Below are 17,040 nucleotides of genomic sequence, written 5' to 3'. Positions count from 1 at the left end.
CCCATGACACGCGGAGGCCGGGAAAAAGACCGAGAGGATGGGCCGGAGCGCCGGTGCATTGTCACGGGCGTCAGCCAGCCACGGGGCGGTTTGATCCGCTTCGTGGTCGGGCCGGACGCGCAGGTTGTCCCTGATCTTTTGGGGCGGCTTCCCGGTCGCGGCATCTATGTGGCGGCGGATCGGGCCGCGGTTGCCAAGGCGGCGACCAAAGGGTTGTTTTCCCGGGCGGCGCGACAGGCTGTCAAGGCGCCGGACGGGCTGGCCGAGCAGGTTGAAGCTTTGCTGGCGCGGCGGGTGATCGAATTGCTGAGCCTTGCCCGAAAGGCAGGGCAGGCCGTGACGGGCTATGAGAAGGTGAAGGACTGGTTGGTGAAAGGGCAAGCGATTGCCTTGATACAGGCCAGCGATGGGTCGGAGCGCGGAAAATCGAAACTGCGCCCGCCCGAACGCAAGAACGGGTTTATCGGTTGTTTGTCGGCTCAGGAAATGGGTTTGGCATTCGGGCGGGAACATGCAATACACGGCGCGCTTGCCGCTGGTGGACTCGGTCTTCGTGTTGTAGAGGAAGCGGCAAGGCTTGCGGGTTTCCGTGAGCAAGCAGGCGGGACGACCGCCGATGAGGATAGACAAGACGCATGAGCGATACAGACGGTAAAAAACCCCTCGGCCTTGGTGGCACCCCCCGTTCGGGGCAGGTGAAGCAAAGCTTCAGCCATGGCCGCACGAAAAGTGTAGTGGTGGAAACGAAACGCAAACGCGTGGTCGTACCGAAACCGGGTGCGCCCGGCAGCGCCGCCGCAGCGGGCGGTAACGCCCATCTGGGGGATCCTTCGAAGCGGCCTGCGGGCATCTCGGATGCGGAAATGGAGCGTCGTCTTTCGGCGTTGCGCGCGGCCAAGGCCCGCGAAGCCGAGGATGCAGAGCGCCGCGCCGCCGAAGAGGCTGCGCGCGAAGAAGAGCGTGCGCGCAAGCGTGAAGAAATGGAAGCCAAGGAACGCGAGGATCGCGAACGCGAAGAAGCCCTGCGCGCCAAGGCCGAAGAAGAAGCCCGCGCCAAAGCGCTGGCCGAAGAAGATGCCAAGCGCATCGAAGCTGCGAAAGCTGCGCCCCGGCCCAAGCCTTCGGCAACGGCAGCCGCCCCGGCGGTGGATGAGCGTGGCCCGATGGGTGCCAAGCCCGGCCTGACCCCGGCCCGCAGCAAGAATGACCGCGACCGTGACAGCCGCGCCGATGATGGTGGCCGTGGCAAGGTCAAGGGCGATGACAACCGCCGCACGGGTCGTTTGTCGCTGAATGATGCGCTGGCCGGTGAAGGCGGGCGCACACGTTCAATGGCGGCGATGAAGCGCAAGCAGGAAAAGGCCCGTCAAAAGGCGCTTGGCCAGCAAGCGCGCCCGGAAAAGCAGGTGCGCGATGTGAAAGTGCCGGAAACCATCGTGGTTTCGGAACTTGCCAACCGTATGGCCGAACGTGCCGCCGATGTGGTCAAAAGCCTGATGAAAATGGGCATGATGGTCACGATGAACGAGGCGATCGACGCCGATACCGCCGAACTGGTGATCGAAGAATTCGGCCACAAGATTGTGCGCGTGTCGGATTCGGACGTGGAACAGGTGATCGAATCGGTCGATGACGATCCGAAAGATTTGCAGACGCGCCCGCCGATCGTGACGATCATGGGCCATGTCGACCACGGCAAGACCAGCCTGTTGGATGCGATCCGCTCGGCCAAGGTTGTTTCGGGCGAAGCGGGGGGGATTACCCAGCATATCGGTGCTTATCAGGTGAAAACCGATGGCGGCGCGTTGCTGACCTTCCTTGATACGCCCGGCCACGCGGCCTTTACCTCGATGCGGGCCCGTGGCGCGCAGGTGACGGATATCGTGGTGCTGGTGGTGGCTGCCGATGACGCGGTGATGCCGCAAACGGTAGAGGCGATCAAACACGCCAAAGCCGCTGGTGTGCCGATGATCGTGGCGATCAACAAGATCGACAAGCATGATGCCAACCCGACCAAAGTGCGCACCGATCTGTTGCAGCACGAAGTTGTGGTCGAGGCGATGTCGGGCGATGTGCAGGATGTGGAACTTTCGGCCAAGACGGGCCAGGGGATCGACAAGCTGCTGGAAGCGATTGCCTTGCAAGCCGAGATTCTGGAGCTGAAGGCGAACCCGAACCGGGCCGCCGCCGCTGCCGTGATCGAAGCCAAGCTGGACGTGGGCCGTGGCCCGGTTGCGACCGTTCTGGTCAGCAGCGGGACGCTGCGCCGTGGCGATATCTTCGTTGTGGGCGAGCAGTGGGGCAAAGTGCGGGCCTTGATCAACGATCAGGGTGAGCGCGTCGAGGAGGCTGGCCCGTCGACCCCGGTCGAAGTGCTGGGCCTGTCGGGCACGCCGGCTGCCGGTGATGTGCTGAACGTGGTGGAAACCGAAGCGCAGGCGCGCGAAATCGCGACCTATCGTGAGAAAGCCGCCAAGGACAAGCGCGCGGCCATCGGTGCGGCCACCACGCTGGAGCAGTTGATGGCGAAGGCCAAGGCTGACAAAGATGTGGCCGAGCTGCCGATCATTGTGAAAGCCGATGTGCAGGGCTCTGCCGAGGCAATCGTTCAGGCGATGGAGAAGATTGGCAATGATGAGGTGCGCGTGCGCGTGCTGCATTATGGCGTGGGCGCGATCACCGACAGCGATGTCGGCTTGGCCGAAGCGTCGAATGCGCCGATCATCGGGTTCAACGTGCGGGCCAATGCATCGGCCCGTCAGTCCGCGAACCAGAAGGGTGTCGAAATCCGCTATTACTCGATCATTTATGATCTGGTGGATGACATCAAAGACGCCGCTTCGGGCCTGTTGAAAGCCGAAGTGCGCGAAACCTTCATCGGTTATGCGCAGATCAAAGAAGTGTTCAAGGTTACCGGCGTTGGCCATGTGGCGGGTTGTATCGTGACCGAAGGCGTTGCGCGCCGCTCGGCCGGGGTGCGCTTGCTGCGGGATGATGTGGTAATCCATGAGGGCACGCTGAAGACGTTGAAGCGCTACAAGGATGAAGTGAAGGAAGTCACCTCTGGCCAAGAATGTGGCATGGCGTTTGAACGCTATGAGGATATTCGTCAGGGTGATGTGATCGAAATCTTTGAGCGGGAAGAGATCGAGCGCAAGCTGGCTTGATGTGACCGCGTGAAACGAAAAAGGGCCGGGCAGATGCCCGGCCTTTTTGTTTGCTTCTGTAAACGCTTTGGCCGCGCCGTGAGCAGGCTGCGACGAAGGTTAATAGGCCACAGCGACAGCTTGCGGTTCAACCTTGCGGCTTGGCATGATCGGCGTGCCGACGAAGTTCTTTTCATCCACCCGCACGATGATTTTGCCATCCGGCAACTGGCCGACTTGCAGCCCCTGCACCGAAACGCAGCTTCCGATTGTAATTGTTCGCAGCATTGCCAATCCCCCAACTAGCATTGCTCTAAGATAGTCGGAAAAAGATTAAAATCCAGTTACAATTTTCATGAAACGCCCAGGATTGTCGCGTGTTTCAAAGCCAATCGCGCAGAATCGGGATCAGCGGCAGGTCTGCCGGGGGCATTGGGTAGTCCCGCAGGTTTTCCGGGCGGACCCAGGCCAGTTTTTGCCCTTCGCGGCCCTGAACGATTCCCTGCCATTTGCGGCAGGCAAAGAGGGGCATCAGCAGGTGGAAATCGGGGTAGCTGTGGCTGGCGAAGGTCAGCGGGGCGAGGCAGGAGGCCCATGTGTCGATGCCCAGTTCTTCCTGCAACTCGCGGATCAGGGCGGTTTCCGGCGTTTCTCCGGCGTCGACCTTGCCGCCCGGGAATTCCCACAGACCGGCGAGGGATTTACCTTCGGGACGTTGGGCGAGAAGGATGCGGCCATCGGGATCAATCAGGGCGACGGCGGAGACGAGTATAATTTTCATGATGCGCCTTATGGGGCAGCGCCGGGGGGCTGTCTGCCCCCCGGACCCCCCGAGGATATTTGTGCCGAAAAGAAAGCGGGATCAGGAGCGGTAATCGGCGTTGATGTCGATATAGCCGTGGGTCAGATCGCAGGTCCAGACGGTTTTCTTGGCGCGGCCGAGGCCCATATCGACGCCGATCACGAGTTCATCGTTTTTCATATAGGCGGAGGTGGCCTCTTCGGAGTAGCCGGGGCTGCGCCAGCCGTTTTCGGCCACCACCAGATCGCCGAAGCGGATGGAAAGCTTGTCGCGTTCGGCTTTGGCGCCGGATTTGCCGATGGCCATGACGACGCGGCCCCAATTGGCATCTTCGCCCGCGACGGCGGTTTTCACCAAGGGCGAATTGGCGATGGCCATGGCGGCGAGATGGGCGTCGCGGTCGCTTGCGGCACCGGTGATCTGCACCTCGACCAATTTGGTGGCCCCTTCGCCGTCACGGGTGACTTGTTTGGCGAGGTCGAGCATGACGCCGTGCAGCGCTGTCTCAAACGCTTTGGCGACAGGCCCTTTGACAGGGGCGGCGGCGCTTTGGCCGGTGGCGCAGAGCAAGAGCGCGTCGGAGGTGGAGGTGTCACTGTCGACGGTGATGGCGTTGAACGTGCTGTCGACGTTGCGCGAGAGCATGCGTTGCAAGGCGGCGGGGGTGATTTTGGCATCGGTGAAGATATAGACCAGCATGGTCGCCATATCGGGCGCGATCATGCCCGAGCCTTTGGCGATGCCAGAGATGTGGATGGTGCCGCCATCGCCTTGCACGGTGGCCGCAGCACCTTTGGGGAAGGTGTCGGTGGTCATGATGGCTTGGGCGGCCATATCGACGGCATCGGTTTTCAGCCCGGCGGCAAGATCGCCGATCACGGCAAGGATACGGTCGTGCGGCAGGGGTTCACCGATCACACCGGTGGAGGAGGAAAAGACGCGGGTGGCGGGGATGCCGAGCGCCTCGGCCACGCCGCCGGTTACGGCATCAACCGATTGCTGGCCCAAAGCCCCGGTGAAGGCGTTGGAATTGCCGGAGTTCACGATGATCGCAGCGCCCGCATCGGCAGGGGCCTTGAGGGCGAGTTTGGCCTGACAATCCAACACGCAGGCGGCGCGGGTGGTGGATTTGGTGAAAACGCCCGCAATCGCGGTGCCCGGTGCAAGGCGCACCAGCATCACATCCTTGCGGTTCTTGTATTTCACGCCTGCTTCAATCGCGGCGAATTCCGCCCCGGCGATGTGCGGCAATTTGGGGAAGCCGCCCTTGGGGGCCAGCGGAGAGACGGTTTTGGCCGCCTTGGTTTTTGGGGGGGCAGTAGTGGCCGCAACGCTGACGGCAGCGTCATGGATACGCAGTTCCATTTCGCCCTTCAACGCGTTGAACTTCTTTTTCAGCTTCTTGGCTTTGGATTTCCAGTCGGTCTTGGCCATGTCATGCCCCCCTTTGGGTCAGTTATTTATCGAGCAGCGATTGATCCCGCAGCACAGCGGGGTCGAATCCTTCGCCGGGACGTTCAATCTTTGCCGCATCGGTGATGGATTTGATATGGGCTTCAACGGCCGCCTGTTCGATTTCGGCGGCGAGTTCTTCGCGCATGTCATCGAGGCTGGGGGCGGATTTGATCCGGGTTTCCTTGAGCTGGATCAGGTGCCAGCCGAATTGGGTTTCCACCGGGTCGGAGACCTTGCCGACCTCCATCGCAAAGACCGCGTCCTGAAAGGGTTTGACCATCATGCCTTCGGAAAACCAGCCCAGATCGCCACCATTGGCTGCGGCCCCATCCGAGGAATGCTGCTTTGCCATATCGGCAAAATCTGCGCCCGCGTCGATCTGGGTTTTCAGCTCTTTCGCCTCTTCCTCGGTTTTCACGAGGATATGGGCGGCGTTGTATTCCTTGGTTTCAGCGGCATTGGCGAATTTGGCGTCATAGGCTTTTTGCAGCGCTTCATCGGTGACAGCGCCACCCGCAACCGATTGCAGCGCCACGCCGGACAAATAGCCGCGCTGGTCATTTTCCATCGCCAATGTGTCGCGCAGGGTGGTCTTGCCTTCGACGCTTTGCGCCAGTGCGGCCTGTTGCACCAATTGGTCCAGAATGCCTTTGAACAGGATTTCATCGGGCAGCGATTGGTATTGTGCGGGCAAATTGGCGCGCAGCACGATCATGTGACCCAGCGTGATGGGCGTGCCGTTGACCGTGGCCACAACCGCGCTTGCCCCGCCTTCCGGCACCTTTGCGGCTGTGGTTGCGGTGTCTTGTGCGGCAAGGGGGGCTGCCGCCAATGCCATGGCAAAGGCGCAGATTGCCCCGAAAGTTGCAGAATGACCCATCTTTATTATCCTCAGGCTGGGGCTGCGCTGTTGCGCAACGTTGACTTGCCCGGCAGCGCCGCTTACATCGCGAAGGTCGTGTGCAGCGGGCCACCAAATGCTTCTTCCCCTATCTATGGAAGGGAGGAGGGGCGGGCAAGGCCAGACGCTCGCACGATCATGTCAGGATGCCCTGATATGGCAGGAACGCGCCACGGAGAAAACATGCTGGGTCTCGGAACACTTGCCAAAAAGGTCTTTGGAACGCCAAATGACCGCAAGGTTAAATCGGTTCGCCCGCTGGTCGCAAAGATCAACGCGCTGGAGCCGGACTTCAAAGCCCTGACGGACGATGAAATCAAAGCAAAGACGGAAAACCTTGCGATGCGGGCGCAACAGGGGGAAAGCCTTGACGCCTTGCTGCCCGAGGCTTTTGCCAATTGCCGTGAAGCCGCGCGCCGCGCTTTGGGGCTGCGGGCCTTTGACGTGCAGTTGAAGGGCGGGATTTTCCTGCATCAGGGCAATATCGCGGAAATGAAAACCGGTGAAGGCAAGACGCTGATGGCGACTTTCCCGGCCTATCTGAATGCGTTGGCGGGCAAGGGCGTGCATATCGTCACGGTCAACGACTATCTGGCCAAGCGCGATGCGGAATGGATGAGCAAGGTTTACGGTGCCTTGGGCCTGACGACCGGGGTGGTTTACCCCTATCAGCCCGATGAGGAAAAGCGCGAAGCCTACCGCGCCGATATCACCTATGCGACCAATAACGAGTTGGGCTTTGACTATCTGCGCGACAACATGAAAGCCTCGATCGAGGATATGTCGCAGCGCGGGCATTTCTTTGCGATTGTCGATGAGGTGGACAGTATCCTGATCGACGAGGCGCGGACGCCGTTGATCATTTCGGGCCCTTCGCAGGATCGCAGCGATCTTTATACCAAGATCGATGCGCTGATCCCCGAGATTTTGCCCGAGCATTTCACGCTGGACGAAAAGACCCGCAACGTGACCTATACCGACGATGGCAATGAGTTCATCGAACAACGTCTGCGGGCGGCGGGTTTGTTGCCGGAGGGTCAGAACCTCTATGATCCCGAAAGCACGACTTTGGTACATCACGTCACCCAGGCTCTGCGCGCCCACAAGCTGTTCCATCGTGACCAGCAATATATGGTGCGGGACGGCGAGGTGATGCTGATTGACGAATTCACCGGACGGATGATGCGCGGGCGGCGGTTGTCGGACGGCTTGCATCAGGCGATTGAGGCCAAGGAAGGCGTGGCGATTCAGCCCGAGAACATCACGCTGGCTTCGGTGACGTTCCAGAACTATTTCCGGCTGTATGAAAAGCTGGCCGGGATGACCGGCACGGCCAAGACCGAGGCCGAGGAATTCATGGAAATCTATGGGCTGGGCGTGGTGGAAGTGCCCACCAACCGCCCCATCGCCCGTGTTGATGACCACGATCAGGTTTACCGCACCGCGCGGGAAAAATTCGAAGGCGTCGTCGCCTCGATCAAGGAAGCGCATGCCAAGGGGCAGCCGATCCTTGTGGGCACCACCTCGATTGAGAAGTCTGAGGCGCTGTCGGAAATGCTGAAAAAGGAAGGCGTCCCGCATAATGTGCTGAACGCCCGTCAGCATGAACAAGAAGCCCAGATCGTTGCCGATGCAGGCAAATTCGGCGCGGTGACGATTGCCACCAACATGGCCGGGCGCGGCACCGATATTCAGCTTGGCGGTAACGTCGAGATGAAGGTGCTGGAGGCGTTGGCCGCCGATCCCGAAGCCCATCCCGACGAAATCCGCCAGCGGATCGAGGCGGAACATGCCGAGGAAAAAGAACGCGTCAAGGCTGCGGGCGGCTTGTTCGTTCTGGGCACGGAACGCCACGAATCCCGCCGGATTGATAACCAGTTGCGCGGCCGCTCTGGCCGTCAGGGCGATCCGGGGCGGTCGTCGTTCTTCCTGAGCCTTGAGGATGACCTGATGCGGATTTTCGGGTCCGAGCGTCTGGATTCCGTTCTGTCCAAGCTGGGCATGAAGGAAGGCGAGGCCATCGTTCACCCGTGGGTCAACAAAAGCCTTGAAAAAGCGCAGGCCAAGGTGGAAGGCCGCAACTTCGATATCCGCAAGCAATTGCTGAAGTTCGACGATGTGATGAACGACCAGCGCAAGGCGATCTTTGGTCAACGGCTGGAGATCATGGAAGCCAAAGATGTTTCCGAGATCACTGAAGACATGCGGCATCAGGTTATCGACGATCTGATTGAACTTTACCTGCCCGCGAAATCCTATGCCGATCAGTGGAACGCCGATGGGCTTTATGCCTCGGTGCTGGAAAAGCTGGGGCTGGATATCCCGATCATCGACTGGGCCAAGGAAGAAGGCGTCGATCAAGAGTTGATGCGCGAACGCATTTGCGAGGCCTCTGACAAGAAGATGGCCGAGAAGATGGAGGCCTTTGGCCCCGAAACCATGCGCAACATCGAAAAGCAGGTGTTGTTGCAGACCATCGACACCAAATGGCGCGAGCATCTGCTGACGCTGGAACATCTGCGCTCTGTCGTGGGGTTCCGTGGCTATGCGCAGCGTGACCCGCTGTCGGAATACAAGACCGAAGGCTTTGCGCTGTTTGAATCGCTGCTCAACTCTCTGCGGCAGGATGTGACACAAAAGCTGGCGCAGGTGCGGCCGCTTACCGAAGCCGAGCAAAAGGCGATGATGGAGCAGTATCTGGCCCAACAACGCGCGGCGGCGGGCGGTGCAACAGCGGTTCACCCCGATGCCGCGCCGGAGGGTGAGGCCGAGGCCGAAGCAGACAGCGGCTTTGATGAAAACAACCCTGAAACCTGGGGCGATCCGGGCCGGAATGATCCTTGCCCCTGCGGTTCTGGAAACAAATTCAAGCATTGCCACGGTCGAATCGCCTAAGGCGCAACAGACCGGACGATGAAAAACATGGGGAACGGGGGTGCAGGCTGCGCCCCCGTTTTGCTTTGCGGCGCAGATAAGGCGGCATTGGCCGCAATTGATGGAAACATTCCCCATTCTTGCCACGCCCCTGCCTTTCTGCCCGCCTATCTCTTTGGCGTTAGCTCGATGCCAAGGAGGCATGTGATGGAATTGAAACGCAAAGTTGCGATGGCCGCAGCGACGCTCTCGGTCGCACTGGGCGCAGGGCATCTGATGCAAAACGGGTTTGGTGGTGCAACGCAAACCGCCGCCCTGCAAGGCGAAACACCGCAGGCGATCACGCCGTTGGCGGCGGGCGTCAGCACCGGACCTGCGGTGGAGGCCCCTGCCCCTGGCGCACCCGTTCTGCCCGAAACCGCATTCGCCCCAACGCCTGCGCAAGACGCGCCACGCGAAACCGCCGACTTGCCCGCCCCCGCCCCCGAATTGGTCGAGGATGCGCCGGATATGGTTCTGTCGGGCGATAGTATCAATTGTCCGATCACGCTGGACCTGATTGCAAGCGCGCAGGCCACATTGGATCTGACCCTCGTCGCCCCATGCCGCGCTTCGGAACGGGTTGTGATTCGTCATGGCGGGTTGACTGTGACGGGCGTGACCTCATTGACAGGCACGCTGTTTGCGTCTGTTCCAGGGATGGAACCCACGGGCGATGTCGCTGTTTATTTCAACGATGGGGTCGAGGTCAGCGCCGCTGAATCCCTGCCCGATCTGCCGCTTTATCGTCGCTTTGCGGTGCAATGGGTGGCCGAGGATGCCTTCCAGTTGCATGCGTTTGAATCCGGGGCCAGCTATGGCGAGCCGGGCCATGTTTCGGCCACCAACCCGGCGCGGCGCTTGCAAAACGTCCCGATGCAGGGCGGCTACCTGAGCCTTCTGGGCGATTCCAACGCGCCTTTGCCGATGCTGGCCGAGGTCTATACCTTCCCGCTTGATCCGGCCCAGCCCGTCGATCTGACGATCGAAGCCAGCGTGACCGAGGCCACCTGTGACCGCGAATTGCTGGGCGAAGTGCTGCTGAGCGAAGGCGGAACCGTGACAAAGACCGATTTGACGATGGCAACGCCCAGTTGTGATGCAATTGGTGACGTTCTGGTGTTGAATAATCCGCTTCCTGACCTGAAACTCGCCGCAGCGAACTAAGGTTTCAGGCGGGCTTATATGCGGTGGATCACCGGGGGCGCTGCGTTTATCGCGGCGCTCCTTTTTGCAGTTTCTGCGGGGGCGCAAGACGTCTCTTTGACGGCGCGCGATGGCGGGCTGGTGCTTGATGGGCAATTGATCAGCTATGACGGAGAGTTTTACCGGATCGACACAGTTTATGGCGGGCTGACGGTTGCCGCCGAAGGGGTCATCTGCTCTGGCCCTGCCTGCCCGGACCTGTCCGCGCCTTTGGCCGTGATCCGCGTTGTGGGCGCCGGGGATGCCGCCGCGCGGCTGCTTCACCCGCTGTTCCAGGGGTTCGCGGCAGGGCGGGGCCTGCGGTTTGTTGCGGGGCAGGGGGGGGAGGCCGAAATTTCTGACCCCGCCACCGGGCAGACCCTCGCCAAGATCAGCTTTGCCGCGATGCCGCCAGATATGGCCAAAACCGAAGTTTTGGCCCGCAAAGCCACGCTTGTGCTGGGGTTTGAAGCCGCTGGCAACCTGCGTAATCGCGCTGTGGGGTTGGAACCGTTGGTCCCGATTGTCGCCGCCGAAAATGGGTTTCCCGCCATTCGCAGCACCGATCTTGCAGCGGCGCTTTCCGGCGGGGTGACGAATTGGCAAGAGTTGGGCGGCCCCGAAATGCCCATCGTTGTGCATGGTTTGGCGCAGGGCACAGCGCTCGCCGCAGCCATCAGCGCCCGCTTGGGCAAACTGGCCGATGGCCCGCGCCACGCGGATGCTGCGGCTTTGGCAGCGGCAGTGGCCCGCGACCCTTGGGCCTTGGCCGTGATCGGCCAGTCCGACCTTGGCCCCGCCCGCGCGCTGCCCCTGACCGATTCCTGTGATTTCCCGCTGCTTGCCAGCACGCTGAACGTAAAGGCCGAAGATTACCCGCTGACGCTGCCCCTGTTTCTCGGCGCGGCGCGTCACCGCCAACCGCTGCTGCTGCGCGAGTTTCTGGAATATCTCGCCACAGACGCGGCCCAAGCGGCGGTGGCCGAAGCCGGCTATGTGGATCGCAGGCTTGGCACCGCCCCGCTGACCGAGGATGGCCAACGCCTGCTGGGGGCGATCCGCAATGCCGGGCCAGAGATTTCCTTGCCCGAATTGCAACGGCTTGCGGCAGCGATGACAGGCGGGCAGCGCCTGTCGCTGACGTTCCGTTTTCAGGATGGCTCGGCCCAGCTTGACGCCCATTCCCGCGAGAATTTGGAAGACCTCGCACGTCATATCGCGGCGGGGCGCTTTGCCGGGGCCGAACTGGTGCTGGCCGGGTTTTCTGATGGCACGGGCAATGCCGATGTGAACCTTGACCTGTCCAAAACCCGCGCCGATGCCGTGCGCAGCGCCTTGCGCACGCTGGCCCCCGACCTGACCGAGGCGCAACTGCCAAAGGTTCTGGCCTTTGGCGAGGCGCTGCCAATGGCTTGCGACACCACTGCCACGGGCCGCCAGATCAACCGCCGGGTAGAGCTTTGGGCGCATCCGCTGGCAAATGCCGCACCCTAAGCGGCAGGGCTACAAATAGCCTTGCGCGCGGAAACTCAACTCCCGCTCCTTTCCGATGATCAGGTGATCATGAAGCGTGATACCCAACACCGCTGCGGCATCCTGCACTTGCCCCGTCATGGTAATGTCGGCATCCGAAGGGGTCGGATCGCCTGAGGGGTGATTATGCACCAAAATCAAGGCACTGGCGTTCAATTCCAACGCCCGTTTCACCACCTCTCGCGGATAGACAGGCACATGATCCACCGTGCCCCGTGCCTGCTCCTCATCCGCGATCAGCACATTCTTGCGGTCGAGGTAAAGAATGCGAAACTGTTCCGTCTCGCGATGGGCCATGGCCGTGTGACAATAATCCAGCAAAGCATCCCATGAGGACAAAACCGCCCGATTCATCACCCGCGCCCGCATCATGCGCTGAGCAGCAGCCTCGACGATCTTCAATTCCTGCACCACGGCATCGCCCACACCCTGCACCGCGACCAAACGCGGCGCAGGTGCTGTGACCACCCGGTTAAAATCGCCAAATATGTCCAGCAATCGCCGCGCAAGCGGCTTTACATCCTGCCGCGGAATCGCGCGGAACAGAACCAGTTCCAGCAACTCATAGTCCGGCATTGCCGCAGCGCCGCCTTCCATGAACCGGGCCCGCAACCGCTTACGATGATCCGCGATATAAGACGGCAACTTGCCCGAGGGCACGGCCACCACGGCCGCCTCATCGGCATCCGCAAACAGCGGCAAGGCAGCTTCCTGAAAGGCGTTGTTCTGGCTCATGCCGCAACGCTGCCACAGGCTTGGTAAAAGAAGCGTTAAAGAAATCGCGCCTGATCTTCATCTTGGCAAAAATACCTGCGCCGCAGGCATCAACACGCCCCACAAGATCCGCAGTCGGGGGCTGTGTGGCGGCAGCGCCAAAGGCGGGGGTTCGATGCCCCCGCCTTTGGCTCCCCCCTTTAGCCTTTCATCCCTTCCCAAAAGGTTTTCACCTTGGAAAAGAAGCTGCGGCCTTCGGGGTTATTGTCTTCCGACAGCTTTTCAAACTCTCGCAGCATCTCTTTTTGCCGCGAGGTCAGGTTCACGGGCGTCTCTACCGCCAGCTCGATCAGCATATCGCCAACTCCGCCGCCCCGCAGCGCGGGCATGCCCTTGGACCGCAGGCGCATTTGCTTGCCGGTCTGGCTTCCGGCGGGCACTTTCACCCGGCTTTTGCCGCCGTCGATCGTGGGCACTTCCACCTCACCACCAAGGGCTGCGGTCGCCATCGTCACCGGCACACGGCAGAACAGATGCGCGCCTTCGCGTTGAAAGATCGCATGCTCGCGCACTTCGATGAAGATATACAGATCGCCCGCCGGCCCACCGCGCAAACCCGCCTCGCCTTCACCGGCCAAGCGGATGCGGGTGCCGGTTTCCACCCCTGCCGGGATATTCACCGAGAGCGAGCGCTCTTGCTCCACCCGGCCTGCACCTGCGCATTTCTTGCAAGGGTTCTTGATGGTCTGGCCCATGCCGTTACAGGTGGGGCAGGTCCGCTCCACCGTGAAAAAGCCTTGCTGGGCGCGCACTTTGCCCATGCCCGAACAGGTCGGGCAGGTCATCGGTTCGGCACCGCCTTCGGCACCCGACCCGCGACAGGATTCGCAGGCCACCGAGGTCGGCACATTGATGGTTTTCTGGATGCCCGCAAAGGCTTCCTCCAGCGTCACCCGCAAGTTATAGCGCAGGTCAGAGCCACGCTGCGCGCGCGACCGGCCGCCGCCACCGCGCTGGCCGCCCATGAAATCGCCAAACAGGTCCTCGAACACATCCGAGAAAGCCGAGGCGAAATCGCCTTGCCCGCCGGGATGCCCGCCCCGGTGCCCGCCACCCATGCCACCTTCAAACGCGGCATGGCCATAGCGGTCATAGGCGGCCTTCTTGTCGGCATCTTTCAAGACCTCATAGGCCTCGTTCACTTCTTTGAACTGTTCTTCGGCCTTGGGGTTGTCAGAGTTGCGGTCTGGGTGCAGCTCTTTCGCTTTGGTGCGATAGGCTTTCTTCAGCTCATCCGCCGAAGCGCCGCGCGTGGCCCCCAACACCTCATAGTAATCGCGTTTTGCCATAGAGCAAACCTCTGCTTGTCAGAACGGGAACGGGGCGGCCCCTCATCAAGGCCGCCCCTTTTTCCGATCCCGCGCTGTTACTTGCGCTTGCTGTCGCCAAGATCTTCGAAGTCGGCATCGACGATATCGTCATCCACCGAACGCGGTGCATCTTCGTCCTTGCCTTCCGCTTCGGCCTGGCTTGCCTTGTAGATGGCTTCGCCCAGCTTCATCGCGGCTTCGGTCAGGTTCTGGATACCCGACTTGATCTTGCCTGCGTCTTCGGCCTTCAAGGCTTCTTCCAAAGGCTGCATCGCGAATTCGATGGCTTCCACGGTGGACGGGTCCACCTTGTCGCCATGCTCGTCCAGCGATTTGCGGGTGGAATGCAGCAGGCTTTCGGCCTGGTTGCGGGTTTCCACCAATTCGCGGCGTTCCTTGTCGGCTTCGGCGTTTGCTTCTGCGTCCTTCACCATCTTTTCGATGTCTTCATCCGACAGACCGCCCGAGGCCTGAATGGTGATCTTTTGCTCTTTGTTGGTGCCTTTGTCCTTTGCGCCGACCGACACGATACCGTTGGCATCAATGTCAAACGTCACTTCGATCTGCGGCATCCCACGCGGAGCGGGCGGAATGTCTTCGAGGTTGAACTGGCCGAGGATCTTGTTATCGGCAGCCATTTCCCGCTCGCCCTGGAACACCCGGATCGTCACGGCGTTCTGGTTGTCTTCGGCGGTGGAGAACACCTGAGACTTCTTGGTCGGGATCGTGGTGTTGCGGTCGATCAGGCGGGTGAACACGCCCCCAAGGGTTTCAATGCCCAAGGACAGCGGCGTCACGTCCAGCAGAACAACGTCTTTCACGTCGCCTTGCAGAACACCGGCCTGAATAGCGGCACCAAGGGCCACAACCTCATCCGGGTTCACGCCTTTGTGCGGCTCTTTGCCAAAGAACTTGGTCACTTCTTCGACAACGCGCGGCATGCGGGTCATACCACCGACCAGAACCACTTCGTCGATGTCAGATGTGGTCAGACCAGCATCTTTCAGCGCAGCCTGGCACGGCTTGATCGACGCCTTGATCAGATCGCCAACAAGGCTTTCCAGCTTGGCGCGGGTCAGTTTCATGACCAGGTGCAGCGGTGTGCCCGAGGAGCCCATCGAGATGAACGGCTGGTTGATCTCGGTCTGCTGGCTGGAGGACAGCTCAATCTTGGCCTTTTCAGCGGCCTCTTTCAAACGCTGCAACGCCATCTTGTCTTGGGTCAGATCAACGCCATGCTCTTTCTTGAACTCCTCGGCGAGGTAATTCACGATCCGCATGTCGAAATCTTCACCGCCAAGGAAGGTGTCGCCGTTGGTCGATTTCACTTCGAACAGGCCGTCGTCGATTTCCAGAATGGTGATATCGAAAGTGCCGCCGCCAAGGTCATAAACTGCGATGGTGCGGGCGTCTTTTTTATCAAGGCCATAAGCCAGCGCTGCCGCTGTCGGCTCGTTGATGATGCGCAGCACTTCCAGACCGGCAATCTTGCCCGCGTCCTTGGTGGCCTGACGCTGGGCGTCGTTGAAATACGCCGGAACCGTGATAACGGCCTGCGTCACATCCTCGCCCAAATAGCTTTCGGCGGTTTCTTTCATCTTGCCCAGAATGAAGGCCGAGATCTGGCTGGGCGAATATTTCTCGCCACGCACTTTGACCCATGCGTCGCCATTGCCACCGTCGACCAATTCGTAGGGCAGGTTTTTCTTGTCTTTGGCAACGTGGCTGTCATTGATCGGACGACCGATCAGGCGCTTCACTGCAAAGACGGTGTTGGAGGGGTTGGTGACAGCCTGACGCTTGGCGGGCTGGCCGACCAGACGTTCTGTTTCTGTGAAACCAACGATAGACGGCGTGGTGCGCGCGCCTTCTGCGTTTTCAATGACTCGGGGCTGCGAACCATCCATGATGGCGACGCAAGAGTTGGTTGTCCCGAGGTCGATCCCGATGACTTTGGCCATGATAAATACCTCTTCATATTCGGCGATGTTATGGGGGTCAGGCCCGTTATGGCCCCTGATCCCCGATCCCAGTTGTAGACGGCTAGGCACGGCCGCCTTTTCCGGCTACCGGGCGTATATAAGGAGCCGAACCGCACCCTGCAAGCATCTGACGCGGTGGTTTTTCACCAGAATCGCCGTATTTTCTTAGCGATCCTTCAAGGCTTGGCGCAAATGGCAAAAAAACCTGCGCCAAGCCGGACAAAGCCGGATCAGCGGGGCGGCAATTCGCCCGTGACCACCTGTGCGGCAAGCCGTGGGTCGGCGTGCTGCCAGATCGGGCGACCGATGACGATATGGTCCGCGCCTGCGGCAATCGCGCTGGCAGGGGTGGCGATGCGCTTTTGGTCATCGCTGGGCGATCCTGTGGGGCGCACGCCGGGGGTGATGATCAGGCGCCCTTCGGCAATCGGCAGGGCACGGATCATCGTGGCCTCATGCGGGCTGGCGATCACGCCATCGGCCCCGGCTTCCAGTGCGTTATGGGCCCGTTCCAGCGTAATTTCGGCCAGATCACCGGGTTTGATCAGGTTCGCATCCAGATCGGCCCGGTCCAGCGAGGTCAGCACCGTGACCCCCAGAATTTTCAGATTGCTGCCCGCAGCCCCTTGCTTCGCGGCGCGCACCACTTGCGGGTCGCCGTGAACGGTCAGGAAATCCAGATCGAACTGGGCAATGCCGCGCACGGCGGCTTCGACCGTGGCGCCGATGTCAAAGAATTTCATATCCAGAAAAATGCGCTTGCCGTGTTCCTGCTTCAGCTCATTCGCCAGTGCAAGGCCACCGCCTGTCAGCATGCCCAGCCCGATCTTGTAGAAGGAAACGGCATCACCGATTTTGCGCGTCAGCTCCAGGCCCTGCACCACGTTCGGCACGTCCAGTGCCACGATCAAACGATCATCTGCCATTCTTCAACCCCTGTTCGCTGCGAAAACCGCTGCGTGATGGGCGCTTCTGCCTGCCCTGTCAAGCGTGGCGGATTGACAGGGCGCATGGGGCAGGATTCAATCGCGGCAGGTAA

General features: G+C 60.7%; 13 protein-coding genes. 5 read left to right on the top strand and 8 right to left on the bottom strand.

The window, feature by feature from the left end:
• Positions 1–3 precede the first annotated feature (3 nt).
• Positions 4–639 carry an RNA-binding protein gene (locus EGN72_RS18365; protein WP_127050272.1) on the top strand — a complete coding sequence of 212 codons (636 nt, stop codon included), beginning with the start codon at positions 4–6 and terminating at the stop codon, positions 637–639.
• Positions 636–3,167 carry a translation initiation factor IF-2 gene (infB, locus tag EGN72_RS18360; protein WP_127050270.1) on the top strand — a complete coding sequence of 844 codons (2,532 nt, stop codon included), beginning with the start codon at positions 636–638 and terminating at the stop codon, positions 3,165–3,167. The genes EGN72_RS18365 and infB overlap by 4 nt, the downstream gene beginning before the upstream one ends.
• Positions 3,168–3,266: 99 nt before the next feature.
• Here the strand turns inward: infB and EGN72_RS18355 are convergent, their stop codons facing one another.
• The 4 genes from EGN72_RS18355 to EGN72_RS18340 form a co-directional block, all read right to left on the bottom strand.
• Positions 3,267–3,434, bottom strand: a complete 168-nt coding sequence (locus EGN72_RS18355; protein ID WP_127050268.1) for a hypothetical protein — start codon at positions 3,432–3,434, stop codon at positions 3,267–3,269.
• Positions 3,435–3,528: 94 nt separating this feature from the next.
• Entirely contained in the window at positions 3,529–3,927 is a 399-nt protein-coding gene (mutT, locus tag EGN72_RS18350) for an 8-oxo-dGTP diphosphatase MutT (RefSeq protein WP_127050266.1), read from the bottom strand.
• 81 nt (positions 3,928–4,008) lie between these two features.
• Positions 4,009–5,313, bottom strand: a complete 1,305-nt coding sequence (gene argJ / locus EGN72_RS18345) for a bifunctional glutamate N-acetyltransferase/amino-acid acetyltransferase ArgJ (RefSeq protein WP_370323342.1) — start codon at positions 5,311–5,313, stop codon at positions 4,009–4,011.
• A 91-nt stretch (positions 5,314–5,404) separates the two neighbouring features.
• Positions 5,405–6,283, bottom strand: coding sequence for a peptidylprolyl isomerase (locus EGN72_RS18340; RefSeq protein ID WP_127050262.1), 879 nt, complete (start codon positions 6,281–6,283; stop codon positions 5,405–5,407).
• Positions 6,284–6,487: 204 nt separating this feature from the next.
• Between EGN72_RS18340 and secA the strand changes: the two genes are divergently transcribed.
• From secA to EGN72_RS18325, 3 genes are all read left to right on the top strand, one after another.
• The gene (gene secA / locus EGN72_RS18335) at positions 6,488–9,199 is read left to right on the top strand and encodes a preprotein translocase subunit SecA (RefSeq protein WP_127050260.1); all 2,712 of its coding nucleotides are present in this window, start codon (positions 6,488–6,490) and stop codon (positions 9,197–9,199) included.
• Positions 9,200–9,385: 186 nt separating this feature from the next.
• Positions 9,386–10,384, top strand: coding sequence for a hypothetical protein (locus tag EGN72_RS18330; RefSeq protein WP_127050258.1), 999 nt, complete (start codon positions 9,386–9,388; stop codon positions 10,382–10,384).
• 18 nt (positions 10,385–10,402) lie between these two features.
• Positions 10,403–11,896, top strand: a complete 1,494-nt coding sequence (locus tag EGN72_RS18325) for an OmpA family protein (RefSeq protein ID WP_127050256.1) — start codon at positions 10,403–10,405, stop codon at positions 11,894–11,896.
• Between the two features lie 9 nt (positions 11,897–11,905).
• Here the strand turns inward: EGN72_RS18325 and radC are convergent, their stop codons facing one another.
• The 4 genes from radC to pyrF form a co-directional block, all read right to left on the bottom strand.
• Positions 11,906–12,670: a DNA repair protein RadC gene (gene radC / locus EGN72_RS18320; RefSeq protein ID WP_127050254.1), complete on the bottom strand. Its 765-nt coding sequence runs from the start codon at positions 12,668–12,670 to the stop codon at positions 11,906–11,908.
• A 179-nt stretch (positions 12,671–12,849) separates the two neighbouring features.
• A complete protein-coding gene (gene dnaJ / locus EGN72_RS18315) occupies positions 12,850–13,998 on the bottom strand; it encodes a molecular chaperone DnaJ (protein ID WP_127050252.1) in 1,149 nt (382 codons plus the stop codon).
• Positions 13,999–14,075: 77 nt separating this feature from the next.
• Positions 14,076–15,980 carry a molecular chaperone DnaK gene (gene dnaK, locus EGN72_RS18310; protein WP_127050250.1) on the bottom strand — a complete coding sequence of 635 codons (1,905 nt, stop codon included), beginning with the start codon at positions 15,978–15,980 and terminating at the stop codon, positions 14,076–14,078.
• 251 nt (positions 15,981–16,231) lie between these two features.
• Positions 16,232–16,927: an orotidine-5'-phosphate decarboxylase gene (pyrF, locus tag EGN72_RS18305; protein WP_127050248.1), complete on the bottom strand. Its 696-nt coding sequence runs from the start codon at positions 16,925–16,927 to the stop codon at positions 16,232–16,234.
• Between the last annotated feature and the right edge of the window lie 113 nt (positions 16,928–17,040).

Source organism: Pseudorhodobacter sp. E13 (assembly GCF_003991405.1).
GTDB lineage: Bacteria > Pseudomonadota > Alphaproteobacteria > Rhodobacterales > Rhodobacteraceae > Pseudorhodobacter.
This window is presented reverse-complemented; position numbering and strand designations above follow the sequence as displayed.